This window comes from Brevundimonas intermedia (assembly GCF_027922165.1).
Classification (GTDB): domain Bacteria; phylum Pseudomonadota; class Alphaproteobacteria; order Caulobacterales; family Caulobacteraceae; genus Brevundimonas; species Brevundimonas intermedia.
The window spans coordinates 332,937-357,564 of sequence record NZ_BSFD01000001.1 but is presented as its reverse complement, the minus strand read 5'-3'; the positions used below and the strand labels follow the sequence as shown (position 1 = coordinate 357,564).

At 68.5% G+C, this 24,628-nt stretch carries 24 protein-coding genes, 1 tRNA gene and 1 riboswitch; of the genes, 15 read left to right on the top strand and 10 right to left on the bottom strand.

The features are described from left to right. Nucleotides 1-108: 108 nt before the first annotated feature. Nucleotides 109-1,371 carry a glutamate-5-semialdehyde dehydrogenase gene (locus PKE72_RS01695; protein ID WP_271163741.1) on the bottom strand — a complete coding sequence of 421 codons (1,263 nt, stop codon included), beginning with the start codon at nt 1,369-1,371 and terminating at the stop codon, nt 109-111. Then, a complete protein-coding gene (gene proB / locus PKE72_RS01690) occupies nt 1,368-2,525 on the bottom strand; it encodes a glutamate 5-kinase (protein WP_271163740.1) in 1,158 nt (385 codons plus the stop codon). Before proB ends, PKE72_RS01695 begins: the two co-directional genes overlap by 4 nt. A 64-nt stretch (nt 2,526-2,589) precedes the next feature. Between proB and PKE72_RS01685 the strand changes: the two genes are divergently transcribed. The 4 genes from PKE72_RS01685 (at nt 2,590) to PKE72_RS01670 (ending at nt 8,032) form a co-directional block, all read left to right on the top strand. Next, nucleotides 2,590-3,372, top strand: coding sequence for a ZIP family metal transporter (locus PKE72_RS01685; RefSeq protein WP_271163739.1), 783 nt, complete (start codon nt 2,590-2,592; stop codon nt 3,370-3,372). 230 nt (nt 3,373-3,602) lie between these two features. Continuing rightward, nucleotides 3,603-5,822: a glycoside hydrolase family 3 N-terminal domain-containing protein gene (locus tag PKE72_RS01680; protein WP_271163738.1), complete on the top strand. Its 2,220-nt coding sequence runs from the start codon at nt 3,603-3,605 to the stop codon at nt 5,820-5,822. A 100-nt stretch (nt 5,823-5,922) separates the two neighbouring features. Further along, nucleotides 5,923-7,083 (top strand): glutamine-hydrolyzing carbamoyl-phosphate synthase small subunit, encoded by a 1,161-nt coding sequence (gene carA / locus PKE72_RS01675; protein ID WP_271163737.1) that lies wholly within the window; start codon nt 5,923-5,925, stop codon nt 7,081-7,083. A gap of 4 nt (nt 7,084-7,087) precedes the next feature. Beyond that, nucleotides 7,088-8,032 (top strand): hypothetical protein, encoded by a 945-nt coding sequence (locus PKE72_RS01670; protein WP_271163736.1) that lies wholly within the window; start codon nt 7,088-7,090, stop codon nt 8,030-8,032. On the opposite strand, the gene PKE72_RS01665 is transcribed toward PKE72_RS01670, so the two are convergent. The 4 genes from PKE72_RS01665 to metX form a co-directional block, all read right to left on the bottom strand. Further along, nucleotides 8,029-8,295 (bottom strand): hypothetical protein, encoded by a 267-nt coding sequence (locus tag PKE72_RS01665; RefSeq protein ID WP_271163735.1) that lies wholly within the window; start codon nt 8,293-8,295, stop codon nt 8,029-8,031. The genes PKE72_RS01670 and PKE72_RS01665 overlap by 4 nt on opposite strands. A gap of 215 nt (nt 8,296-8,510) precedes the next feature. After that, a tRNA-Glu gene (locus tag PKE72_RS01660) sits at nt 8,511-8,585 on the bottom strand. A gap of 52 nt (nt 8,586-8,637) precedes the next feature. Next, nucleotides 8,638-9,816, bottom strand: a complete 1,179-nt coding sequence (metB, locus tag PKE72_RS01655) for a cystathionine gamma-synthase (RefSeq protein WP_271163734.1) — start codon at nt 9,814-9,816, stop codon at nt 8,638-8,640. Then, a complete protein-coding gene (metX, locus tag PKE72_RS01650) occupies nt 9,813-10,853 on the bottom strand; it encodes a homoserine O-succinyltransferase MetX (RefSeq protein ID WP_271163733.1) in 1,041 nt (346 codons plus the stop codon). Before metX ends, metB begins: the two co-directional genes overlap by 4 nt. A 79-nt stretch (nt 10,854-10,932) precedes the next feature. Beyond that, nucleotides 10,933-11,045, bottom strand: a riboswitch (SAM riboswitch). Between the two features lie 169 nt (nt 11,046-11,214). On the opposite strand from metX, the gene PKE72_RS01645 reads away from it, so the two are divergent. From PKE72_RS01645 to PKE72_RS01620, 6 genes are all read left to right on the top strand, one after another. Beyond that, a complete protein-coding gene (locus PKE72_RS01645) occupies nt 11,215-11,358 on the top strand; it encodes a hypothetical protein (RefSeq protein ID WP_271163732.1) in 144 nt (47 codons plus the stop codon). 102 nt (nt 11,359-11,460) lie between these two features. Then, a complete protein-coding gene (locus PKE72_RS01640) occupies nt 11,461-13,197 on the top strand; it encodes an amino acid kinase family protein (RefSeq protein WP_271163731.1) in 1,737 nt (578 codons plus the stop codon). A gap of 3 nt (nt 13,198-13,200) precedes the next feature. Then, nucleotides 13,201-14,157, top strand: a complete 957-nt coding sequence (thrB, locus tag PKE72_RS01635) for a homoserine kinase (protein ID WP_271163730.1) — start codon at nt 13,201-13,203, stop codon at nt 14,155-14,157. A gap of 367 nt (nt 14,158-14,524) precedes the next feature. Continuing rightward, nucleotides 14,525-14,830, top strand: coding sequence for a hypothetical protein (locus tag PKE72_RS01630; protein ID WP_271163729.1), 306 nt, complete (start codon nt 14,525-14,527; stop codon nt 14,828-14,830). A gap of 251 nt (nt 14,831-15,081) precedes the next feature. Next, entirely contained in the window at nt 15,082-15,531 is a 450-nt protein-coding gene (locus PKE72_RS01625) for a hypothetical protein (protein ID WP_271163728.1), read from the top strand. Nucleotides 15,532-15,698: 167 nt separating this feature from the next. Next, nucleotides 15,699-16,007 carry a CsbD family protein gene (locus PKE72_RS01620; protein WP_183196147.1) on the top strand — a complete coding sequence of 103 codons (309 nt, stop codon included), beginning with the start codon at nt 15,699-15,701 and terminating at the stop codon, nt 16,005-16,007. A 180-nt stretch (nt 16,008-16,187) separates the two neighbouring features. Here the strand turns inward: PKE72_RS01620 and thrC are convergent, their stop codons facing one another. Further along, nucleotides 16,188-17,570, bottom strand: a complete 1,383-nt coding sequence (thrC, locus tag PKE72_RS01615; RefSeq protein WP_271163727.1) for a threonine synthase — start codon at nt 17,568-17,570, stop codon at nt 16,188-16,190. Nucleotides 17,571-17,758: 188 nt separating this feature from the next. Here thrC and PKE72_RS01610 point away from each other — a divergent pair, with 188 nt between their 5' ends. Then, nucleotides 17,759-18,706, top strand: a complete 948-nt coding sequence (locus tag PKE72_RS01610) for an aspartyl protease family protein (RefSeq protein ID WP_271163726.1) — start codon at nt 17,759-17,761, stop codon at nt 18,704-18,706. 169 nt (nt 18,707-18,875) lie between these two features. On the opposite strand, the gene PKE72_RS01605 is transcribed toward PKE72_RS01610, so the two are convergent. Beyond that, entirely contained in the window at nt 18,876-19,622 is a 747-nt protein-coding gene (locus tag PKE72_RS01605) for an SDR family oxidoreductase (protein WP_271163725.1), read from the bottom strand. 110 nt (nt 19,623-19,732) lie between these two features. Here PKE72_RS01605 and PKE72_RS01600 point away from each other — a divergent pair, with 110 nt between their 5' ends. After that, nucleotides 19,733-20,134 carry a winged helix-turn-helix transcriptional regulator gene (locus PKE72_RS01600; protein ID WP_271163724.1) on the top strand — a complete coding sequence of 134 codons (402 nt, stop codon included), beginning with the start codon at nt 19,733-19,735 and terminating at the stop codon, nt 20,132-20,134. Between the two features lie 151 nt (nt 20,135-20,285). On the opposite strand, the gene PKE72_RS01595 is transcribed toward PKE72_RS01600, so the two are convergent. After that, nucleotides 20,286-20,615, bottom strand: a complete 330-nt coding sequence (locus PKE72_RS01595; RefSeq protein WP_271163723.1) for a DUF1491 family protein — start codon at nt 20,613-20,615, stop codon at nt 20,286-20,288. Between the two features lie 56 nt (nt 20,616-20,671). Here PKE72_RS01595 and PKE72_RS01590 point away from each other — a divergent pair, with 56 nt between their 5' ends. Next, nucleotides 20,672-21,529, top strand: coding sequence for a hypothetical protein (locus PKE72_RS01590; RefSeq protein WP_271163722.1), 858 nt, complete (start codon nt 20,672-20,674; stop codon nt 21,527-21,529). Here the strand turns inward: PKE72_RS01590 and PKE72_RS01585 are convergent. After that, nucleotides 21,526-23,127 (bottom strand): sensor histidine kinase, encoded by a 1,602-nt coding sequence (locus PKE72_RS01585; protein ID WP_444979383.1) that lies wholly within the window; start codon nt 23,125-23,127, stop codon nt 21,526-21,528. The genes PKE72_RS01590 and PKE72_RS01585 overlap by 4 nt on opposite strands. A gap of 306 nt (nt 23,128-23,433) precedes the next feature. Here PKE72_RS01585 and PKE72_RS01580 point away from each other — a divergent pair, with 306 nt between their 5' ends. Together PKE72_RS01580 and PKE72_RS01575 are read left to right on the top strand one after the other, a co-directional pair. Continuing rightward, entirely contained in the window at nt 23,434-23,886 is a 453-nt protein-coding gene (locus PKE72_RS01580) for a SufE family protein (RefSeq protein WP_271163720.1), read from the top strand. Nucleotides 23,887-23,956: 70 nt separating this feature from the next. Further along, nucleotides 23,957-24,625 (top strand): hypothetical protein, encoded by a 669-nt coding sequence (locus tag PKE72_RS01575; RefSeq protein ID WP_271163719.1) that lies wholly within the window; start codon nt 23,957-23,959, stop codon nt 24,623-24,625. The last annotated feature ends 3 nt before the right edge of the window (nt 24,626-24,628 follow it).

Genomic DNA, 24,628 nt, shown 5'->3' with positions numbered 1-24,628 from the left:
GTGACGGGGGCTAAAGATGACTAAATTGCAAAAATAATCCCGTGTTGACGGCATGGGAATGAAATCGTTGCGCGGTTTTTCGGGTTCCGCACAGCAAATCCTGGCTCTTCAGGGCCGCGTCTGGCCCTGACCGCGCACCACATATTTGTAGGTCGTGAGTTGTTCCGCCCCAACCGGGCCGCGGGCGTGCAGCCGGGCGGTAGAGATGCCGATCTCGCCGCCGAAGCCGAACTCGCCGCCGTCGGCGAACTGGGTCGAAGCGTTGATCAGCACGATGGCGCTGTCCACCCGCGCCGCAAACCGTTCGGCGGCCTGGGCGTCGGTGGTGAGGATGGCCTCGGTATGGCCCGAGCCGTAGCGCGCGATATGGTCTGTCGCCGCGTCCAGACCATCGACGATCCGAACCGACAGAATGGCGGCGAGATATTCGGTGGTCCAGTCGGCCTCGACGGCGGGTTTCATCTGGGGAACCAGGGCGACGGCCTCGGCGTCGCCGCGCAACTCACATCCGGCGGCGATCAGATCGGCGGCGACCGGGGGCAGCAGGCGTTCGGCCCCCGCGCGATCCACCAGCAGGGTTTCGGTCGCGCCGCAGACGGACACCCGTCGCATCTTGGCGTTCAGGACGACGGCGCGCGCCGTTTCCAGGTCGGCCGCCTCATGCAGATAGGTGTGGTTCAGGCCTTCCAGATGGCTGAGCACCGCCGTCTTGGCCTCGGCCTGAACCCGGGCGACCAGGCTCTTGCCGCCGCGCGGAATGATGACGTCGATTGCGCCGTCCAGGCCGGTCAGCATCAGGCCGACGGCTTCGCGGTCCGGCGTATCGACCAGTTGGATCGCATCGGCGGACAGGCCGGCCTCGGCCAGGGCTTCGGCGATCAGGGCGGCAATGGCCAGGGACGACTGGAGACAGTCGGAACCGCAGCGGAGGATGGCCGCATTCCCAGAACGGACGCACAGGGCGGCGGCGTCGGCGGTGACATTGGGCCGGCTTTCGTAGATTACGCCCAGCACGCCGATGGGGGTGCGAACCCGGGCGATGTCCAGGCCGTTGGCGGGCGTCCAGCGTTCGGTCTCGACGCCCAGGGGGTCGGGGACGGCGGCGATGGTCGTCACGGCCTGCGCCATGCCGGCGATGCGGGCGGGCGTCAGCGACAGCCGATCGATCAGGGCTTCGGTCATGCCGTTGGCGCGCGCGGCGTCCACGTCACGGGCGTTGGCCGCCAGAATGTCGGCTTCGGCGGCGGCAAGTTTTTCAGCCAGGATCTCCAGCACGCGCGTACGGCCGGCCGCAGGAGCGTCGCGCAGTTGGGCGGCGGCGGCGCGGGCGCGGCGGCCTCTTTCCAGCATCTGGGTCTTAACGTCGGTCATCGGTCGTCCAAAACCATGTCGTCGCGGTGGATCAGAACCGAGGGCCCGCGATAGCCCAGGGTCGTCTCGATCTCGTCGCTGCGGCGCCCCCGGATGCGGGCGGCCTCGTCAGCGGCATAGGCGGCCAGGCCGACGCCGACCGCCCGGCCTTCGGCGTCGGTCAGGCGCACGCAGTCGCCTTTTTCAAAGTCGCCGGCCACCGCCGTCACCCCTGCGGGCAGCAGGCTCTTGCCCGCTCTCAGCGCGGCGACGGCGCCGGCGTCCAGCGCCAGGGATCCCGCCGGCGACAGACTGCCGGCGATCCACTGCTTGTAGGCGGCCATAGGGCCGTCGGGAGCGGTGATCAGGGTGGCCCGCCCGCCCGCCCGGACAGCGTTCAGCGGCGATAGCGTCTGGCCCGAGGCGATGATGGTGGCGCAACCGGCCGAGCGGGCGATCTGGGCCGCCGCCAGCTTGGTCGCCATGCCGCCGGTCCCGACCCCGGCCTGAGCGTTCGCGCCGCCGCCCATGGCCATGATATCGGGGCTGAGGCTCTCGATGAGCGGCAGATGGGCAGCCTTGGGATCGCGGCGCGGATCGGCGGTGTAGAGACCGTCCACATCCGACAGCAGGATCAACAGATCGGCCCGCGCCAACTGGGCCGTGCGCGCCGCCAGCCGGTCGTTGTCGCCATAGCGGATCTCTTCCGTCGCAACGGTGTCGTTCTCGTTGACGATGGGGATGACCCCGTGGCCCAGTAGGGCCTCGACCGTGGCGCGGGCGTTCAGCCAGCGACGGCGGCGTTCCGTGTCGTCGCGCGTCAGCAGCACCTGGCCCACGACCAGATCGTGGGGCGCCAGGGCCTCGGACCATGCGGCCATCAGCAGGGACTGACCGACCGAGGCGGCCGCCTGTTTATCCTCCAGTCGGATCCCCAGGTTTGGCAGACGGCCCCGCCCCAGGGCGATGGAGCCGGACGAGACGACGATGACCTCGCGCCCCTGCGCCTTCAAGGTCGCCAAGTCACGGGCCACGGCCGCCAGCCAGTCGTGCGTCGGCCGCCGCGTCTCGACGTCGATCAGCAGCGAGGATCCGATCTTGACCACGACCCGGCGCGCCGCCTCCAGCGCGGAAGCGGCGTCCGGGCGCGGGGCTGGGGAGGCGACCTGGGACATGAAGGTTTCTCTAACGCGGCTGTTCGGGCTTGTCTCTTGCCGTGTCGGCCGTCACAGCAGGCGAATGATGGAATCCCTTTCCCCGATCGCTGCGGGCGCCCTGGGCAGTCTTGCGGCGGGCATGATGACGGCGGTGGGCGCCGTGCCCATGCTGTTCCTCAAGAAGCCGAGCGAGCAGACCCAGAGCGTCCTGCTGGGCTTCGCCGCCGGGGTCATGCTGGCGGCCTCGTTCTTTTCGCTGATCATTCCCGGCGTGGACGTGCTCCAGGCCGGCGGCGCTTCCCAGGCCTGGGCGGCGGGAACAATGGCGGCGGCGGTGCTGATCGGGGCGACGGCTATCGGTCTGATGAACCGGTTCGCGCCGGTGGACATGCTGGCCATCGGCCCGGCCCAATCGAAACATCTGGCCCGCCGGATCTGGCTGTTCATCATCGCCATCACCCTGCACAACTTCCCCGAAGGCGCGGCTGTGGGCGTCAGTTTCGGTGGTGGCGACATGCACCAGGGGCTTGCGACGGCCCTGGGGATAGGCATCCAGAACATGCCTGAAGGCCTGGCGGTCTCGGCCGCTATGGCTTCGCTGGGCTACGGTCGTGGGCCCGCCTTCCTGGGCGCGCTTGCCTCGGGTCTGGTCGAGCCTGTCGGTGGTCTGATCGGGGCCGGCGTCGTAGGGATGCTGCCCGGCGCCCTGCCCTGGGGCTTGGGTCTTGCCGCCGGCGCGATGATCTATGTCGTTACCGCCGAGATCATTCCGCAGACCCGTGAACAGTCCAAGGGTGACAGCTCGATGATCGGGCTGATGATCGGTCTGGTCGGTATGATGTTCCTGGACATAGCCCTGGGTTGAGCCGCCTGTCGTGGTCGACGTTGGGGCAGTTACATCATTTACATCCGACGCGGGTCTGGACGGCGCCCGTCGCCAGAGGTTAGGCCACGAACTCGTAGTCTGGTCTTCCCCGCCTGAACTTCCCGAAGGAGCGCCCCATTAAGACGCGACCTATAAAGCCTTCGGCTTCCCGTCGAAACTTCTTGTCTGGCCTGGGGCTTCTCGCCCTGATGGGCGCCGGAGTCTTCCCCATGCCTGTTTCCGCTGAAATCTCGCGCACCGTTCAACGTCACCGCCAGAGGATCGAGGATCTGATCGCGGCGATGACGGTCGAAGAGAAGGCGGGGCAGCTGAACCTGTTGGCCGATCCGTTCCGCTGGATGCCGACCGCGGTCAACCCGTTGGACGGCACGGGCGACCCCGCGCGCGTCACCGCCATGATCCGCGAAGGCAAGGTGGGCTCCCTGTTCAACGGCATCGGCGCCGAGACCGGCCGCCGTATCCAGCAGGTGGCGGTTGAGGAGTCGCGTCTGAAAATTCCGCTGCTGTTTGCGGCGGACGTGATCCACGGCCTGTCCACCATCTTCCCCGTGCCCCTGGCCGAGGCTGCGGCTTTCGACACCGACTTGGCGCGCCGCACCGCGCGTGCGGCGGCGGTAGAGACGGCCGCCTCGGCTGTCCACCAGACCTACGCCCCCATGGTGGACGTGGCGCGCGACCAACGCTGGGGCCGCAATGTCGAGGGCGCCGGCGAGGACGTGCTGCTGAACAATCTGCTGGCCGCCGCCCGGGTGCGCGGCTTCCAGGGCGACAAGGGTCTGGACGATCGCGACGCCGTCCTGGCCACCGCCAAACACATGGCCGCCTATTCGGGCGCCATTGGCGGGGTCGAGTACAACACCACCGACATGAGCGAACAGACGCTGCGCGGGGTCTATCTGCCGCCGTTCAAGGCCTCGGTGGACGCCGGCGCCCTGTCGATCATGAGCGCCTTCAACGACGTGAACGGCGTGCCCGCATCGGGCAGCCGCAAACTGCTGACCGACATCCTGCGCGGCGAATGGGGTTTCGAAGGCTTCGTCGTCTCCGACTACACCTCTGAACAGGAGCTGGTCGCCCACGGCTTCGCCGAGGACGGCCGCGACGCCGCGCGTATTGCTTTCAACGCCGGTGTCGATGTGTCGATGGTCTCGGGCCTCTATCTCGAACACCTGCCCAGCCTGGTGGCGAGCGGCGAGGTGTCGATGGCTCGGCTGGACGAGGCGGTGCGCCGCCTTCTGACGACCAAGGCGGCCCTCGGTCTGTTTGACGACCCGTATCGGGGCACGGACCCCGTGCGTGAAAAGGCCGTGGTCGGGTCGCGCGAACACATCGATCTGTCGCGCGAGGCGGGCCGCAAGGCTGTGGTGCTGCTGAAGAACGACAACCAGATCCTGCCGCTGAACAAGAACCAGAAGATCGCCCTGGTCGGGCCCTTTGCCGACGACGTGGACAATGTCTGGGGACCGTGGACCATCTGGGGCGCGCCTGAGCGCCGGGTGTCGCTGGAGGCCGGTTTCCGCGCCGCCATGACCGATCCGCAAGGCCTGACTGTCGCGCGCGGCTCGGGTATTGAGACCCCGCTGGACGGCGGCATCGAAGAGGCCATTCGCGCCGCCGCAAACGCCGACGTCATCGTCCTGGCCATCGGCGAGAGCCAGAAGATGTCCGGCGAGGCCCAGTCGCGCACCGAGATCGTCGTCCCGGCCCCGCAACAGGCCCTGGTCGACGCCATGGCCGCCACCGGCAAGCCCATGGTCATCCTGCTGCGCAACGGGCGAGCCCTGGCGCTGGAGGGCAATGTCAAGAACGCCCAGGCCATCGTCGTCACCTGGTTCCTGGGCGAGCAGATGGGCAACGCCGTCGCCGACGTCCTCTTCGGCGATCACGGCCCTTCGGCCCGCCTGCCGATCAGCTTCCCGCACAAGTCGGGCCAGCAGCCCTATTCCTACGACCACAAGAACACCGGCCGGCCGGCCAATCCGGACCTGCCGATCGAGGAATACAAGGCCCGCTATCGCGAGACGACCAATACGGCCCTGTATCCGTTCGGCTATGGCCTGACCTATGGCGAGGTGGCCTATGGTCCGGTCCAGATGGCGAGCGATCAACTGGCCTGGGCCGGGACGCTGGACGTGGCCGTGACCGTCATCAACCAGGGCGCCCATGTCGCCGAGGAGCTGGTGCAGCTCTATATCCACGACCGGGTCGCCAGCCTGACCCAGCCGGGGCGGCTGTTGAAGGACTTCAAGCGGGTGACGCTGCGGCCGGGCCAGAGCGAGACGGTGCGCTTCAGCCTGAACGCCCGCCAGCTGGGCTTTATCGGCGAGGACAACACCTATCGGATCGAGCCGGGCCTGTTCGATCTGTGGCTGGCGCCCCATGCTCAGGGCGGTTCGACGGCCCAGTTCCGGCTGGTCGGCCCGGCTTAGGATGCGGATGGTCGTTGACCCGGCGCACGGCAGGGCTTAACGACCCCGCCGTTTGTCTCCGGCCTCCGTTTGGGCCGGATTCGTGTGTAGGAGCGCGCCCATGACGACCAAGATCCTTCCGGGCGCCACGGGCGTCCTCGCGCTCGCCGACGGCACGGTCCTGCAAGGGATCGGCGTCGGCGCTGTCGGATCGGCCCTGGGCGAGGTGGTCTTCAACACCGCCATGACCGGCTATCAGGAGATCCTGACCGACCCGTCCTACATGAGCCAGATCTTGGCCTTCACCTTCCCGCACGTCGGCAACACCGGCACCAATGTCGAAGACATCGAACAGATGGGCGGCGGTTCGGACACCTCGGCGCGGGGCGCCATCTTCCGTGACGTGCCGACTGATCCGGCCAACTATCGTTCGGACTCGAGCTTCGACGACTGGATGAAGCGGCGCGGCGTGGTCGGTCTGGCCGGCGTCGACACCCGCGCCCTGACCAAGATCATCCGCGACAAAGGCGCCCCCCACGCGGTCATCGCCCATAATCCGGACGGCCAGTTCGACCTGGAGGCCCTGGTCGCCCAGGCGCGGGAATGGACCGGCCTTGTCGGCCTGGACCTGGCCAAGCCCGCCTCGACGCTTCAGGCGTTCGAATGGGACGAGGGTCTGTGGGAATGGCCGGAGGGCCACCCCAAGACCCAGGGCCGCAAGGACGTCGTGGTCATTGACTATGGGGTGAAGCGCAACATCTTGCGCGCCCTGGCCTCGACAGGCGCCCGGATCACCGTGGTGCCGGCCACGACGACGGCGGAAGAGGTTCTGGCCCGCAATCCCGACGGCGTCGTCCTGTCGAACGGGCCGGGCGATCCGGCCGCGACCGGCGAATACGCCGTGCCGGAAATCCAGAAACTGGTCGCCAGCGGCAAGCCCCTGATGGGCATCTGCCTGGGTCACCAGATGCTGGCCTTGGCCCTGGGCGCGAGGACGGTGAAGATGGAACAGGGCCACCACGGCGCCAACCATCCGGTCAAGGATCTGACCACCGGCAAGGTCGAGATCGTGTCGATGAACCACGGCTTTACCGTCGATCGCGACAGCCTGCCCGACGCCGTGACCGAAACCCACGTCAGCCTGTTCGACGGCACCAACTGCGGCATCGCCGTCAAGGACAAGCCGATCTTCAGCGTCCAGCACCACCCCGAGGCCTCGCCCGGCCCGGCCGACAGCCTGTACCTGTTCGACCGGTTCGCCGATCTGATGGGACCGCGCTGACGCCATGAAACAGGGGGCGGTCCGGTCGAACTATCTGGACTGGCTGGCCCAGGCGCTGGAGGTCGGACGCGAGATCACGCCCTTGCCCGACGGCGACGCGGTGGTCGGCTACGCCACCGGGTATGACGCCGCCGACATTGCGCCGTTCGTGCTGTCGCTGCGGGCGGTGTTCGACGGGCCCGTCGCCCTCGTGGTTGATGCGAATCCTGACCTGCGCGCCTTCCTGGCCCGGAATGACGTGATCGCCGTCGATGCCCCGGTCTGGCGCGGTTGGGCGCCCCATCCGGTGATGCAGAGGTTCGTCGCCTTCGCCGGCCTGCTGGGCGACCGGCCCGGCGCCGCCCTGGCCTGCGATGTGCGCGACGTGATCTTCCAGGCCGCGCCGTTCGCGCCCGCTCCGGTGGGATTGGAAGCCTTCATCGAGGCCGAGGCGCCGCTCTGCGACCACGCCTTCAACATGAAGTATCTGCGCGCCCTGTTTGGCGAGGCGCAGGCGCGACAATTGGGCGGCCAAGCCTGCCTCTGTGTCGGAACGGTCCTGGGGCCGCGGCCCGAGGTGGCGCGGCTGTCGCGGCTGATCCTGTCTCTGGCGGCGACGCCCCGGTCCGAGATCGGCGGGGCCTTCGGCGCCGACCAGGCCGCCTTCAACATGGCGATCCACCAGGGACTGACGGCGGCGGCTATCCAGCCGAATTACGGCCGGGTGGCGACCCTGGGCCTCACGCCCGGTGATCGCTTGGCCTTCCAGGATGGCAGGGTGGTCAATCCAGACGGTACGGTCAGCCCCATCGTCCACCAGCACGATCGACATCCCCATCTCGCCACGGCCGTCCATGATCGCTGGGGCGGCGGCTTCGAGCATCGTGAGCGGGTCCGCCCCAAGTCGGCAGGCCAGCGGGTAGACAAGCTGAAGGCGTCGCTCCGTCGGCGGATGCCCGAACTGCGTTAGGGCAGGGGTGCGAAGCTTGTGTGCTCGCGCAGCGCGCTGGCTTTTTGGACCGCCATGGGGGCGGCGTGCAGCCAATAGTCGGCGTCTTCGAGCCGACGTTCGCGTCGACGTTCGAGGCCGCGCCTCCGTCTGAGGGCGGCGTTTTCCAGAAGGCGCGCGTGCAGGGCGCGGGGCGACAGTTCGGCGATGGCGGGAGAGCCGGGGACGGCGACGGCGTCGGGGCCTTGGGGCTCCACCGCCGGGCGGGCGATGGCGATGAACATGGGTGTCTCGGTTCAGGAGGGAGAGGCGCTTCTGCGCCGAGGTAACTGCGGGTTAACCACAGTGTCTGTGGATAGTTCCTGAGTGAGACCGAAAAAAGTCCATGAATCGAGAGGCTTATCGTCCGCTTCCGAACAAAATGGTTACTGAAATCTTAATCGGGGCGGAGCGATCGCTCAAATACGCCCTCTTCACTTGGCCGAAGATTGGCCGCCGGTGGCAGTCCCTAGGGGAGTCGAACCCCTCTTTTCAGGTTGAAAACCTGACGTCCTAACCGATAGACGAAGGGACCGCGGCCGGGGCGGCGCATTTGCCCCGGATCGGTCCCTCCTGCAAGCAAAAAATCAGGCGGCCTCGGCCTTGGCCGGGATGACGGCGTCCAGGGCCGGGAATAGGTCGGCGATCAGGTCCTCGACATGCTCCAGTCCGACCGACAGCCGCACCAGGCCGTCGCAGATGCCGGCGGTCGCGCGCTGCTCCGGCGTCATGGCGGCGTGGGTCATGGTGGCGGGGTGGGCGATCAGGCTTTCGACCCCGCCCAGGGATTCCGCCAGGGTGAAGATCTCCAGCGCCTCGACCAGGTCGCGTACGGCCTCAGTCCCGCCTTCCAGCTCGAAGCTGAGCATGGCGCCCGGACCGGCCTGCTGTGCGGCGACCAGAGCGTGGTTGGGGTGCGACTTCAGGCCGGGGTAGTGGACGGCCTTGACCGCCGGGTGGGCGGCCAGCTTTTCGGCGATCCTGCCCGCGGTGGCCTGTTGCCGCTCGATGCGGGCGAACAGGGTGCGCACGCCCCGCAGGGTCAGATAGGCGTCGAAGGGCGAGCCGGTCACGCCGGTGCAGTTGGCCCACCAGGCCAGGGTCTGATGATCCTCGGCGTCGGCGGAGATCACGGCGCCGCCGACCACGTCGGAGTGGCCGTTGATGAACTTGGTCGTGGAGTGGACGACGAAGTCGGCGCCCAGCTTGATCGGGTTCTGAAGCGCCGGCGACAAGAAGGTGTTGTCGCAGACGACCTTGGCGCCTGCGGCATGGGCGCGGGTGCAGATGTCGGCGACGTCCACCAGACGCAGCAGGGGGTTGGACGGGGTCTCGACCAGGACCAGCTTGGGCTTCAGCGCCAGGGCGGCCTCGAAGGCGGCGGGATCGCCCTGGTCGACCAGCAGCAGATCGAAATGGCCCTTCTTGGCGCGGGCGTTCAGCAGGCGGCAGGTGCCGCCGTAGCAATCGTGCGGCGCGATCAGCAGGTCGCCGGGCTCCAGCAAGGCCAGAGGCAGATCGACGGCGGCCATGCCGGTGGCGGTGATGACGCAGCCGGCGCCGCTCTCCAACTCGGCCAGGGTCTCGGCCAGGACGTCGCGGGTCGGATTGCCCGACCGGCTGTAGTCGTACTTCCGCTTCTGTTCGAAGCCGGCGAATGAATAGTTGGACGACAGATAGAGCGGCGGCATGACCGCGCCGTGGGCCGTGTCCGAGTCCACGCCCGTGCGGGCGGCGATGGTGTGCGGATTGGCGATACGGGTCATGCTTTGATGTCCTTGAAAGCGGCGCGGAGGATGTCGCCGACGAAGGCGTCCTCCTTCAGAAAGGCGTCGTGGCCATAGAGGGAGGGGGCTTCGACGAAGCGCCACAGGGTCGGCAGCCGCGCGGCCAGTTCGCGGATGTCGTCGATCGGCACCAGCCGGTCGGAAGTGAAGCCGATCAGGGTGACGGGGGTGGTTATGGCCTCGGGCGTCACGCTGTGGCGGTCCAGGGAATCGGACATCGACAGCCAGCGGGCAGGGGTGGTGTGGGTGCGGTAGGCCTGGCCCCGCGCCGTCAGGTAGTCACAGACCGGATAGGCGCCGCCGACGGCCTGGGGCGCGGTGGTGTCGAACCGGTCGTTGAACTCTTCGGCTGTACGATAGGTGGTCATGGCCAGTTCGCGGGCCAGGGCGACGCCTTCCTCGGGGCGGCCGGCGGCGACGGCGAACTGAAGGATGCGACGCTGGATGCCGCGCCAGGCGGTGGCCTGGGGGTGGGCGCGGTGGGCGGCCGAGACCACGATCAACTGCTCGGCCCAGTCGGGATAAAGTTCGGCAAAGGCCAGGCCGACCATGCCGCCGTAGGAGCAGCCGACGAAGGCCGCGACCTGCTCGATCTTCAGATGGTTCAGCACCAGGGCCAGCAGGCGGGCCTGATCGTGGGTGGTGATGGTCACCGGGGTGTCGGAGAATTCGGCGCCGGGGGCGAAATCGACGGCGAGAACCTGTAGGCGGGACAGATCGATAGGGCCGCGCACCGACACGGCGCCGGACCACCAGCCCAGGCCATTGGTCTCGGTGCGGTGGACAAAGCGGCCGGCTGATATGCCGCCGGCGACGACGACGACGGGAGCGCCGGCGCGGCCGTGGATGCGGCCTACGACATTGGGCTGGTTCAGCCGTTCGCCTGAGGCGAGGCGGAAGTCTGCGGGAATGGGGACGATGACGTCGCGGGCGCCGCCGCGTTCGCGCACGGGCGTCGAGGCCGGCTGGGGCCGACAGGCGGGCTCTTCGAGCAGGGATGTTTCAGCCAGGGTCATCTATCGTCGTCCGCATCGTTCTCGCCTCAGCAAGGCTCGATGCGGTGACAGATCGTGGAGCGTCGCCTCGTCGATGCTCCACTCATCTCTCGCGGCCCGAAGGACCCCGCAGGAGTTGGCACCGTTTCGGGCGGAACCCGATGGTTGCCCCGGCGTCAAAGGGCCTAATCCCTCAGCCGGTCTTGATGAGTGATCTTACGTTGATCAAACAGGCGGCGCCGGTCAAGGGAAAAATTCGACCCTTGTCACGGTCTGTGTTGGACGAAGGGGGTCTGAAACGGACCCAAAAACGGCTGTCGTGAAAAAATCATCCAACACGACTTGACACTGTGGGGGTGGTCCGAGCACCCTAGGGTTAGATTTGAACCGGAATCGCCCCGTGCAACAGCGCGTCATCATCGCCGAAGTTTCGACCGTCGCCGGCCTCGCCGCGACGCGTCTCGGCATGATTATTGGCACCACCGGCACCACCACCACCATGCCCTTACGGGCGGGACGAGTTTAGCGCGCCGAACCCCGGCAACCGCAGAACCCGAACCCCGCCCGGTCCGCCTGGCGGGGTTTTTCTATTCACCCCACCCCCTTCGAACATCCCCGAGAAACCGCAATGTCCGTCTCCCTCGCCGTCGTAGAGAAGTCCGAGAACCCAGATCCCAGTAATCAGCCCGCGCCCGAGGTGGTGGTGCTGAAGTTCGGGTCGTCGATCCTGCGCAGCGCGGCGGAGGCGCCGCTGGTGGCCTCGGCCGTCTATGGCCATGTGCGGGCAGGGCGGAAGGTGGTGGCGGTGGTCTCGGCCTTCGGCGGGGCGACGGACCAGATGCTGGGCGAGGCGCGGGCGCTCGGCCTGGCCCATTCCAACGATCTGCTGCCCGGCTATGTGGCCCTGGGCGAGGAGAAGTCGGCGGCCCTGGTGGCCATCGCCTGCGACCGGATCGGCCTGGACGCCTGCGCCCTGTCGGTGCGCGAACTGGGCATCGTCGCTGAGGGCGAGCCGGAGCATTCGCGCCCCTGCGGCCTGCGGCCCGACCATCTGAAACAGGCGCTGGACCGCCACGAGGTGGTGGTGGTGCCCGGCTTCGGCGCCGTGCGGCCGGACGGGCGGATCGCCCTGCTGGGCCGGGGCGGATCGGACCTGACGGCGGTCTTCCTCGCGGCCGAGCTGGGCCTGAAGAAGGTGCGGCTGGTGAAGGATGTCGACGGCCTGTACGACCATGATCCGAACGACCGGACGGCCCCGGCCCTGCGCTATCGCCGCGCGTCCTGGGACGTGGCGCGCAAGCTGGGCGGCGCCCTGGTCCAGCACGACGCCATCGACCTGGGCGAGAGCCGGGGCGTGGAGATCGAGGTCGCGGCCCTGGACCGGGCCGACGGCACCGTCATCGGCAAGAAGTCGGCCCCCCCTGGACCGGCGCCGGCCCTGCCGCCGCTGAAGGTGGCGGTCGCCGGCTGCGGCGTGGTGGGCGGCGGGGTCCTGGCCCGGCTGCTCAGCGATCCGCGCTATGACGTGGTCGGGGTGCTGGTGCGCGATCCGAAGAAGGTCCGCGATGTGGCCTGTCCGCAATCCCTGTTCACCGCCGATCCGGCCGTCCTCTGGGCCAAGAAGCCGGACATCGTCCTTGAGGCCCTGTCGGAAGGCGAGGCGGGCCATGCGGTCATCCGCGCCGCGCTGGAGGCCGGCTGCGACGTGGCCAGCGCCAACAAACAGGCGGTCAGCCGTGATCCCGGCGGCTTGCAGGAGCTGGCCAAGGCCAAGGGCCGGCGGATCTTCTGGTCGGCCTCGGTCGGGGGCGGTTCGCCGATGATCGAGACGGTGCGGGGGGCCCGCGCCGCCGGCGAGGTGGTCGGGTTCGAGGCGGTGCTGAACGGCACGGTCAACTTCATGTTGGAGCGGCTGGGCGACGGCGCGGCCTTCAATGAGGCCCTGGCTGACGCCCGCGCGGCGGGCTTTGCCGAGGAGGACCCGTCGGCGGATCTGGAGGGGCTGGACGCCGCCGCCAAGGTGCGGCTGCTGTGCCACGAGGCCTTTGGCCGCTCGCCCGACGGCGAGATCCCGCGCGACCATCTGACCGAGGCCACATCGGCCGACGGCGGGGTGCGCCAGATCGGCGCCGCCCATCTGAAGGACGGGGTCATCGCGCCGTCGGTCAAGCTGACGGCCGAGCACGGCGACCCGCTGTTCTCCAGCCTGCGCGGCGAGGGCAACGCCTTGAAGGTTTACGGCGCTGACGGCCGGGTCTGGCGCTGCCGGGGACGGGGCGCCGGCCGCTGGGCCACGACCGAGAGCATCATGGCCGACCTGGCCGAGATCGTGCGCGCGCGCCGCGCCGACGCGGGCCTGAACTAGGCCATGGCCGTCTTCACTCCCGTCTCGCTGGACGAGGCCAGGCGGTTCCTGGCCGGCTACGACCTGGGCGAGGTGGTCGAGTTGGCGGCCATCGCCGAGGGGGTGGAGAACACCAACTACCGGCTGGAGACCCGGCAAGGCTCGGCCCGGCGGCGGTTCGTCCTGACCCTGTTCGAGGCGCGGACGGACGAGGCGTCGCTGCCCTTCTGCCTGGGGCTGACGGCGCATCTGGCGGGCCGGGGCTTTCCCTGTCCGACGCCGATCGAGGACCGGTCGGGCGGCTGGCTTGGCCGGCTGAACGGCCGGGCGGCGGCGGTGATCGAATGGAAGACCGGCGCCTGGCTGCGCACCCCGTCGCAGGCCGATCAGGCGGCGGCGGGGGCGGTGCTGGCGCGGTTGCACCAGACGGCGTCCGGGTTCGCCGGGCGGCGCGACAACCCGGTCGGACCGGCGATGTGGCGACGGCTGGCGGACCGGTGCGCGGCGGGGGCTTCGGGCGAGGACCGGAGCCTGCTCGACCAGGTCGAGGCGGCGCTCGCGCGGTTGGATGATCCGTTTACGGATGATTTGCCGGTCGGGGCCATTCATGCCGACTATTTCCCCGACAATATCCTGTTCGAGGAGGGGGCGGTGTCGGCGGTGATCGACTTCTATTTCGGCTGCACCGGGCCGCTGGTCTATGACCTGGCCATCGCCCTGTCGGCCTGGGGGTTCGACGCCGAGGGGCGGGCGATGCCCGAGGCCCTGGCCGCCTTCCAGCGCGGCTATGAGGCGGTGCGGCCGCTGAGCGAGGCCGAACGCGCGGCCCTGCCGCGACTGGGCGAGGCGGCGGCGCTGCGGTTCACGGTCACCCGCCTGCACGACCGCATCTTCCACGACCCGTCCAAACTGGTCACGCCCAAGGATCCGGCGGTCTTCCTGCGCCGCATGGACCACTGGCGGGCGCTGGAAAATGCATGATTAGACTCCGAAAAAAAGGAGTCTATTTTCGTCTATTCTTTCGCGCGGGTGAAACTGCACCGGGCGGAAAAGACGGTGCAATGTGCAAAAGAGTGCAATTTCGCTGGGGCGGCTGGGGTTCAGTTTTCAAAGACCGGGCAGGGAGTATGGCACGGTTTTGAGGGGCGCTGAGTAGAGGGGCGTTTGCGGGCGCCAGGGGGTTGAAAAGGCGGGGGTTTGATTGCGGAATTAGGATCGCAAGCTGTCCGCCCCCCGCATTTGGGGATGCGTCCGTATTTGAGGCCGCGAGGGCTAGAAGTCCTGGAATATTGCCACTCGTTGATCGCCGCCCTTGGGATCAAAGCCGATATCACCAAACGAGCGCGCCATGATCCGAGCCGTCATAATGAACGCCTGCTGGGCGGTCGCAGCTTTCGGCGCAGCGGTCTTCACCTTGTTGATGTTCGACGTTCTTTCTCCAGCGCCGTGGACAGGGTGGGCGGTTACATCTGCGTTCCCGGCCTTGTTCGGGGCTTGCATCATTCGGATCAATGACAGGCTTCGGAAGCAAGGCGTGGCAGAACGCCATATTCCGACGGCGAAAGTGAATCTCGCTCGGTCCGTGGCTTTCAGTTTTGTGGTCGGGGTTCCAATGGCCTTAGTCGACGCGATCATCTTGTATCTGACGCTGTAGATTTGCAGGGGAGCAGATCATTGGCGTCAATCCGCCTCATCGCCTTTTAGCGCTGATGAGCGAGACGGCTTCTCCCTCCCCTTCATGGGGAGGGGCGATCACGGAGTGATCGGGGTGGGGTTCGAAGGGGCAGGAGCGTGGCGGTTGGAACGGCCCCACCCGGGCTCCGCTGCGCTGCGCTGCGCCGTCCCTCCCCATGAAGGGGAGGGAGAAAGAGAGGCAAGCTGGGTCTTTTCGTCGTAAGCTCAGACATGACCAAGACGCAGGCGGTGGGGTTGTTCGGGTGGGGTGGTGCGGCGGTCTCTGCGGCCGCCTATGCTGGCTTTGTGCTGGCCGGCCTGAACGGAGGCGCGGTGCGCTTCGACCTGCTTTGGAAGACTGTGGTTTTCGCGCCCCTCCATGTCATCGTCGCATGGGTGATCTTCGGCGCGTGCGGCGTGGCGGCCTATGTCCTTAGATACGGGATCGGCAGTCGGCTGTTGATGGTCGCCGTCGTCCTCGTGGGCTTGCCGGTGGTCTGGGGGGTGAGCTTATTCGGGTATTATGCTGAAGGCTTGCCGGCGTGGCCTGGTTTTGACGGGGATGTTTGGCGGTGGACCGTCAATCTGGCCTACGCCGAGGTCGCCTTCGGCATTCTGATCGGGTTCGTGGGCCTGGCGGCCGCCGCCTCAGGTGGTGACGCGGGGTTGGAAGCGGTGTGAGCAATGCGGCCTTGCCAGGCCGCCCCCACCCCGTCGCTACGCGACGCCCCTCCCCCGCAGGGGGAGGGAGAAAAGCGGGCGGTGAAATTGTCGCTGGAACGGAAGCGGGTTCCGGGATTTTCATCGTCACGCGGCCATGAGGGCCGTGCTCCCCGAGGATGAGAGACATGACCGACGAACGGATCGAGGGCGCCGCGTATCAGGCGACCGGTAAGACGAAAAAGGGTTTTGGAAAGCTGGTCGGCGACCAGAAGCTGCAGGTCGAAGGGGCGTTCGAGGACGCCAAGGGCCGGTCGCTGGACACCTTCGGCAAGGCGATGGATGCGGTGGATCGGCTGGTCGAGAAGGCCCCGGTCGATTATCGCGACAAGGCGCGGGCCGTGGCCGGCGAGGCGCGCAAGCGGCCGCTGGTGACGACGCTGTCGGTGGCGGGCGTGGGCCTGATGCTGGTCGGGATGCTGACGCGTCGGCGGTAGGTAATGAAATGCTCTCCCTCCCCCTGCGGGGGAGGGGGGCGAAGCGAAGCGAAGCCGGGTGGGGCGGGCAAGGCAAGGCCCCACAGATCTCTGTTAAATTGGGTCGGTGCGGTGTCGCCCTGCCGCCCCCACCCCGTCGCTGCGCGACGCCCCTCCCCCGCGGGGGAGGGAGATTTTGTGTCAGCGCGCGCGAATCGCGGCCAGGGCTGCGTCCATCGTGCCGTCGATGATCGTCATCCGCTCCGCCTGGTCGCCCAGGGCGGCGATAACCGGCGCGGGTTCGGGTTCGAAGCCGAGGACGGCGGAGACGAAGGCGCCGAACTTGGACGGGTGGGCGGTGGACAGGGCGACGACGGGGCCGTTCGAGCGGTCCTGGCGGCGGGCGGCGGCGAGGGCCACGGCCGTGTGGGGGCAGACGACGCGGCCCCAGGTTTTATAGGCGTGGGCGATCTCGGCGCGGGTTTCGGTCTCGTCGATGGAGACGGCCGAGACGGCGGCGCGCAGGGCGGCCAGCAGGTCGGGATCAAAGGTCACGGCGCCGTCGCGGGCGAAGGTTTCGAACACCGCGCGGGTGCGGTCGCCGTCACGGCCGGTGGCCTCATAGACCAGGCGTTCGAAGTTGGACGGGGCCTGGACGTCCATGGAGACGCTGCCGCTTTCGACCGCAGGACGGCGGGAATAGATCCCGTCGTTGATGGCGCGGGCCAGGGCGTCGTTCTGGTTCACCGCGGCGACGAAGCCGTTCGACGGCAGACCCATTTTCGTGGCGGCGATGCCGGCGAAGGCGTCGCCGAAATTGCCGGTCGGGACGACGAAGGTCGCCGGGCCGCCCAGCTGGGCCGTGGCCGAGACATAATAGGGAATCTGGCCCGCCAGCCGGGCCCAGTTGATCGAATTGACCGAGGACAGACGGCCGCGCTCGCGCAGGGACTCCTCGGCCAGCAGCCCCTTCACCAGACGCTGGCAGTCGTCGAAATCGCCACGCACGGCCAGGTTCAGCACATTGTCGGCCTGGACCGTGGTCATCTGCTTGCGCTGAACCGGGGAGACGCGGTCCAGCGGGTGGAGGACGACCAGATCGACCGACTTGGCCCCGGCGAAGGCGCGGACGGCGGCGGCGCCGGTGTCGCCCGAGGTGGCGGTCAGGATGGTCAGACGCTCGCCCGAGGCGGCCAGGGCCTCGTCCGTCAGGGCGGCGACCAGCTGCATCGCCAGGTCCTTGAAGGCGGCGGTGGGGCCGTGGAACAGCTCCAGCACGAACAGGCCGGGCTCAAGCTCCACCAGGGGGGTGACGGCCGGATTGGCGAAGCCGGCGGTCAGGCGGTCCAGGGCGCGGTCGAGCGCGCCGGCGGGAAGCGTGTCGCCGATGAAGGGGGCGATGGCTTGCAGGGCGATGGACTTGTAGTCGGCGGTCGCGTCCCAGGCGGAGGGCGAGAGTGTGGGCCAGGCGGTCGGCATATAGAGGCCGCCGTCGGGCGCGATGCCGCGCAGCAGGGCGTCGGTGAAGTCGGTCTCGGGGGCTTGGCCGCGGGTGGAGACGTAACGGGCGCTGGAGGTGCTCATAATGGTCTGGTCGTAACCAGCCGGGGCGGCGTCGTCACCCGGTTTCTGGTCGTTCGGGGGATGAAATTGTCGGCGCGGCGACGGGTGGGCGGCTTGTGCGACAAATTCATGCCGGTCCGGTTCGCGCCTACCCCCTGCGACCATCGTCCCCGCTGGCGCCGAAGCGCGGGACGGTCCATGTCTGGGGGATGAGACGACGCGATCTTCTGATCCGGCTGGGCCTGGTCGCCGGGGCCGTAGGCGGGGCCTGGTGGCTGCGCGACCATGTGCTGTGGAAGGGGCCGTTCGTGGGGTTTGCGGCGGAAGGCTCGTCCGGCTGGCTGGACTATGCCGAGCGGCGGGCGCCGACCCCGACGGTGGCGGTGACGGTCAATGGCGTGGGCGTGCGGGCCCTGGTGGATTCCGGGGCGCAATATTCGGTAATCGACCGGTCGCTGGTGCAGCGGCTGGGTCTGACCGACGTCTTCAGCATTCCGATGGTCGCCTATGGCGTCGGCGGCGAACCGCAGATGGGCCGGGGGACGGCGCTGGATGTCGCTGTCGGGGGACTGAGGCTGGACGGGTTGCGGGCGGCGATTTTGGAGCTGGGGCCGCTGGCCGGCGACCAAGGCCTGGGAGCGCCGCTGATCCTGGGGCAGGACGTGTTGCGCGAACTGGTGCTGGAACTGGATACGGGGCGACGGCGGATGCGGTTTCTGGCGCGGGAGGGCTGGGCGCCGACGCCGGATCTGGCCGCCGTCGCCGTGACCCGGGCGGGCAAGGCGCTGCAGGCGGCGATCACTGTCGAGGGGGCGACGGTGGATGCGGTGATCGACACCGGCGCCTCGGCTGTCCTGGCCGTGACGCGCGAGACGGCTCAGGCGGCGGGGCTGCTGGACGGGCGCGAACGGACGCCGGGGCGCAGCATCGTGCTGGGCGGGACGGTGCGGGCTGAGGCGGTTACAGTCCGTACACTGACGTTTGGCGACGAGCTGTACCGCAATGCGGAAGTGGCGATCTATGACGACGTCCCCGTGCCGGGTTTCCCCAAGGCCCTGATCGGCATGGGGGCGTTCGAGGACCGGCGGCTGGCGCTGGACCTGGGCGGTGTGCGGCTGTTCATGTCGCGGCCGCTGGAGATCACGGTGGGGCGGTGAGCTGAACTTTCCCTCCCCCTGCGGGGGAGGGGCGTCGCCCCAGCGACGGGGTGGGGGCGGCAGGGTGCGGGCGCACCTGGTTTTGCAAGCCTGTGATGAGTCGCCCGGCCCTTCCCACCCGGCCCCGCCTCCGCCCCCCTCCCCCGCAGGGGGAGGGAGAGGGTGCGCCTCAGCCGTTCAGCATCTGGAACACGGCTTCGTAGCCGTTCGCCTCGGCGAAGCGCAGGGGCTTGACCCGTTCGACCAGGATTTCGCCGCGCGGGGTGTTTCCGCGCTCGATCAGGCCGATGACCTCGGCCGTATAGTCGGCCAGGGGCATGGAGTTGGGGTTCTGCGCATGGCCCGGCATCAGGTCGGTGGCGACGGCGGGCGGGGCCAGCTCCAGCACCTCGACGGCGGTGTCCCGCAGTTGATGGCGCAGGGACTCGGTCCAGGAGTGGATGGCCGCCTTGGTGGCGTTATAGGTCGGGGTCGCGGCCAGGGGGATGAAGGCCAGGCCGGAGGTGACGGTCACGATCGTCGCGGCGGGCTGGGCCTGGAGGTGCGGCAGCAGGGCCGCCGTCAGCCGGATCGGGCCCAGCAGATTGGTGGCGATGGTGGCCTCGACCGTGGCGAAGTCGAACGGGCGGGCCGTCAGGTCTTCGGGCTTCATGATTCCGGCGTTCAGGATGACGGCGTTCAGGGCGGGATGGTCCCTGACGATCTGTTCGCCGAAGGCGGCGACGGCGGCGGAGTCGGCGACGTCCAGGGTCGCCCAAGCCATGCCGGGATTGGCGGCGGCGACGTCCTTCAGCACGTCTTCGCGACGGCCGGTGATGATGATCTGATTGCCGCGGGCGTGCAGGGCTTGGGCCAGGGCGCGGCCGATACCGGTGCCGCCGCCGGTGATCAGGATGGTGTTTCCGCTGATGTTCATGGGGCTCTCCTCAGGGGGGCGTCAGTGCGGAAACTCAGTTATGACGGTCACTCTCCATTGGAAAGTAGGCACTGGAAACCGCCATACTTACTGCGAAGGAAGAAATGGATATGACGGCCGTTCCGCCCGCAAGAATTTCACATCCCGAGACCGGAGAGGTCGCCGACCCACGGGTAGAGGCCCTGGTCAACGAGGTAATCGGGCGGGTCGCGGACAAGTGGACCATGCTGATCCTGGAGGTGCTGGCCGAGCACGGCGAAACCCGGTTCACGCGCGTGGGCGAACTGGTCGGCGGGATCAGTCAGAAGATGTTGACCCAGACCCTGCGCCAGATGGAGCGCGACGGACTGGTGGTGCGCACGGTCCATCCGGTCATTCCCCCGAAGGTGGAGTATCGCCTGACCGACCTGGGCTTCACCCTGGCCGAGGCGTTTTGCGGGGTGTGGACCTGGGCGGAGACGAACATCGACCGGATCGAGGCGGCGCGGGCGGAATTCGACGGGCGAAAGTAAGGGGGCTCATTCTCCCTGCCCTATATGGAGAGGGACGATCGCACAGCGATCAGGGCGGGGCCCGTAAGGGCGCGAGCGGGGCGGCTGGAACGACCCCACCCGGGCTGCGCTACGCTGCGCCGTCCCTCCCCATAAGGGGGAGGGAGAGGGGCTACCCCTGCACCTTCTCCGTGATGAAATGCCGTCCCTGCTTGTCTTCGATCTCGACCACCCAGAGGTCGGGGTCGTAGCCGCGCTGGCGGGCGATATAGGCGTCCAGTTCGGACTCGCTGTCGCTGGATACGGGCTGGATCCACAGGCGTTCGCCGTCGTTTCCGAAGGCCTCGGTGTAGAGTTTGGCCGTGCGGGTCGAGGTGTCGTAGGCCTTGACGATGACCGAGCCGGCGCGGTCATCGCCCTTCTTGACGACGGTCGCATAGGCGCCCTCGATCTCGGCCCGGCGGATCAGGGCGCTGACCCACAGGTCGCTGGATAGAAGCAATTCGCTAACCCTGTACGGAAACCAGACCCAAAGGCGGGATGTGCCAGGATCGGGGAATGAGGATAGGCCTTTCCACCCGGCGAACCCAAGCCCTGATCGCCGCCGCGCTGATCGCCGTCCCGACTCTGGCGGGCGCGGCGCCGGTTGATCGCTATTACGAGCGCAGTTTCGTTCTGGCCGCCAACGCCCGGTGTGGTCTCTTCCAGCCGCAACTGACCGCCGCCCTGACCGCCGCCGCCTGGCAGGCGCGCGGCGCGGCCCTGCGGGCGGGGGGCAATGACCGCGATCTGGCCGATACGGCGACGCGGGCCCGGGCGCGGGCGGCGGCGACGCGGTGCGATTCCGCCGATCTGAAGACGGTCAGCGGCCGGGTGCGCGACGCCTTTTCCGGCTGGTCGCGGATGGCGCGGATGAATTTTCCTGGCGAACGGGCGGGTTGGAGCGCAGATCGCGCGGCCTACGCCCGGCCGACCTGGCGACTGATGCAGGGTACGCGAACCGGGGCCTCGCCTGTGCGGTTCGGGGTGATCGGCGGGATGGACCGGCCCGACCAGTTGGCGGCCGTGGTGTCCTGGCACGGGCGGTCGCGCCCGACCGGGGTGCGGATCATCCTGCGCGACGCCAATGTGGCGCCCCGGCCCTGGCTGGCGCGCGAACTGCCGCCGGTTTCGCAGCGTCGCTCGATCTGGGCGGCGGGAGTCGAGGCGGCTGACGCCGGCCTGCTGGTCGAGGGACGCAAGACGGGGCAGATGTGGCTGTTCCCCGCTACGGCGGCGGACGCCGTCTCGGCCCTGGATCCGCGCGAGATATTCGTCGTCGAATTCCTGTTCCGCGACGGCAGCGTGGCGCGCTCGAGCTTCGAGACCGGCGACTTCGCCGCCGGCCGCGCATTTTTGTCGATGGGGCGGGCTTAAGAGGCTTCGCTCGGCGTTTCTGCCGGAACAACCACCGGGATCACCGGCAGGCGGATCATCACGGCGGTGCCTTCGCCCAGGGTGCTGTCGATGGTCATGCGGCCGCCGTGGAGTTCGGTGAGCGAGCGGACCAGCGACAGGCCCAGGCCCGTGCCGCGCGCCTTCTGGTCGGCGTCGCCGGCCTGTTCGAACGGGCGGCCGATGCGTTGCAGGTCTTCCGGGGCGATGCCGACGCCGGTGTCCGACACCACCAACTCCAGATAGGGCCCGACCCCGTCCAGGGTCAGGGTCACGGAGCCGCCTGAGGGGGTGAACTTCAGCGCGTTGGACAGCAGGTTCAGGGCCATCTGCTTCAGGGCGCGGGCGTCGGCCTGAACCATCAAAGGGGTGGGCGGCAGGACCGGGGCCAGGTCGACGCCCTTTTCGTCGGCCTGGACGCGGATCAGGGCGACCGCGGCCGAGACGGGGTCGCGCGAGTCCAGGTTTTCCAGCGACAGTTCGTAGCGTTCCGCCTCGATCTTCGACAGGTCCAGAACGTCGTTGATCAGGTCCAGCAGATGGCCGCCGGCCTGGTGGATCGAGTCGGCGTAACCGGCGTAACGGTCGGGCAGGGGGCCGAACAGGCGTTCGCGCATGATGTCTGCGAAACCGATCACGGCGTTCAGGGGCGTGCGCAGTTCGTGGCTCATATTGGCGAGGAAGCGGGTCTTGCCGGCGCTCTGGGCTTCGGCCTCGACACGGGCGCTCTCAAGCCCCAGTTCGCGCGCGAACTGAGCCGTGCCGTCGAAGGCCTGGGCGATCAACTGGGGGCGGTCCCCCGCATGGTCGAAACGGCGCAGTATCATGACCACACGGCGGTCCAGGGCGACGCGGGGGCTGAACAGGATCTCGGCGGGCTGGCCGGCCAGGGCGCGTTGCAGGGCGGCGCCGACGGCGGGACGGTCGGGGGCGTGGACGGCGGCGATCAGCCCCTGGTCAAACAGGGCCTCGACCGACAGGGACGGGGGGGGCGTTCCCCAGGCGGCGACGGCGTGGCCCGCAGGATCGAGCAGCAGGGTCAGGCCCGGCTGGGCGTTCAGCACCGCTTCGACGCGGCTGCTGTTCGTCTCGGCGGCGCTCAGCCGAAGTTGGCGCTGGCCCCAGGTCAGGCGGATGGCGGCGGCGGTCGCGGCCAGGGCCAGCAGGCCGGACAGGGCCGCCAGAACCGGGGGCTGGGGGGCGGCGCCGTTCAGCAGGGCCGAGATCAGACCCGACGCCAGGGGCAGGCTCAGAGCGGCGATGCCCACCTTGGTCAGTCGGCCGTCGCCGATACGGGGATGATCCAGCGCGATCCCCGCCGCCAGCGGCATGACCAGCAGGCCCGGAACCGCGCCGGTCGCGCCGCCCGTCAGGCCCGCCGCCGCCACAGAGGCCAGCAGCCAGGCCGCCATCAGGGCGAAGCGCAGGCCGACGGAGTCCCGCGCCATCAGGGCCACCCCGCCGACGCCGGGCAGGGCCATGATCACCAGGGCGGCCAGAACCTCGCCCCGCAGGCCGCCGAGACTTTCGCCGATGAAGGCGGTGAAGCAGACCGCCACCGCCCAGCAGGCGTGCCACATGGCCAGCAGGGAGGGGGCCAGCAGGGAGGGGGCGAGCAAGTTGGGGGCGGCCAAAGAGGGGGGCGACAGCGACGGCGGCGCCGTCGACGGGCGCGGGGCGTCCGTCGGGGGCAGGCTTTGCCGGGGTTGTCGGGTGTGGACGTGCAAGCGCGTGAAGCCGTTTTTCTCGCTCAAACCCTAGCCCGACGGACGAGTCGGCGCGAGGCCGCTCCCGTTCCAGGCGAGATGCTGACGGGCGTTCACCATGAATACCGGGGGACAAAACGGCCGGTTGTCGTTAACGGCGGCGCGCCTTATCTGGCGACCATGAATGATCGCACGCCCCCGACCGAAAGCCTGGACCAGACTCTGGCGGAGCTGGCTGAGGACTTCGACCTGCTGGGCGACTGGGAACAGCGGATCGAATATGTGATCGAACTGGGCAAGGGACTGTCGCCTCTGAACGAGGCCGACCGGGTCGAGGCCAACAAGGTGCCGGGCTGCGCGGCCCAGGTCTGGCTGGCGACCGCGTCTGACGGCGGGCGTCTGTGGTTCGCAGCGGACAGTGACAGCGCCCTGTCGAAGGGCAATATCGCCCTGCTGCTGAAACTCTATTCCGGCCGTACGCCCGACGAGATCCTGGCCTTCGACGCCAAGGCGGCACTGGACCGACTGGGCCTGCCCTCGGCCCTGACGCGCCAACGCGCCAACGGCCTGAACAGCATGGTGGGGCGGATCCGGGAGGCGGCGATGGCGGCGGACGGGACGGCGACCGGGTGACCTGAAACCGCTACGCTTGCCTCCGGGCTCTGCGCCGACCACCATCGCGGGTCTGGAGGAGTGAGGCGGAATGGACCTGCTGAAGATCCTACGCAGTTTCGAGGAGTTTCTCTTCGAGGCCGTCAGCTGGCTGGTCTTCTATCCCCTGACCCTGTGGCGGATCCTTCGGGGGCCGTTGGCCGCGATGGACTATTCGGACCGCGAACAGAGCGACAGCGAGGAGCATCGTTATGACGATACGTTGAGCCCGCCCCTGTTCCTGCTGGCGACCATCGTCCTGACAAATCTGATCTCCCTGGCCCTGCACGTGCCGCCGGCGCCGGAGTCTACGGAGTTGACGAAGGTCGTTTACGCGTCGCAACAGAACCTGATCCTGTTCCGCTCCCTGGCCTTCAGTCTGATTCCGCTCGTGGCCGCCGTGACCCTGCTGCGCCGTCAGAAGCGGCGGATCAGTCGCGAGACCCTGCGCGCGCCATTCTACGCGCAATGCTATCTGGCGGCCGTCTGCGTCGCCTTCGTCTCGGTCGGCGGGGCCGTCTTCCAGAGGCCGGAACTGCCCAATCTGGTGGGCGCTGCGATCATGATCGGGGGGAGCCTGTGGTTCCTGTTCGTCCAGTCGCGGTGGTTCTCACGGCGTCTGAACCTCTCCGTCATCAATGGGGTGGGCGTCGCGGTCTGGGCGATGGTTCGGGCGCTGGTCTATCTGTTGGCGATCCTGATCCCGATCGCCTCCCTGTGAAGT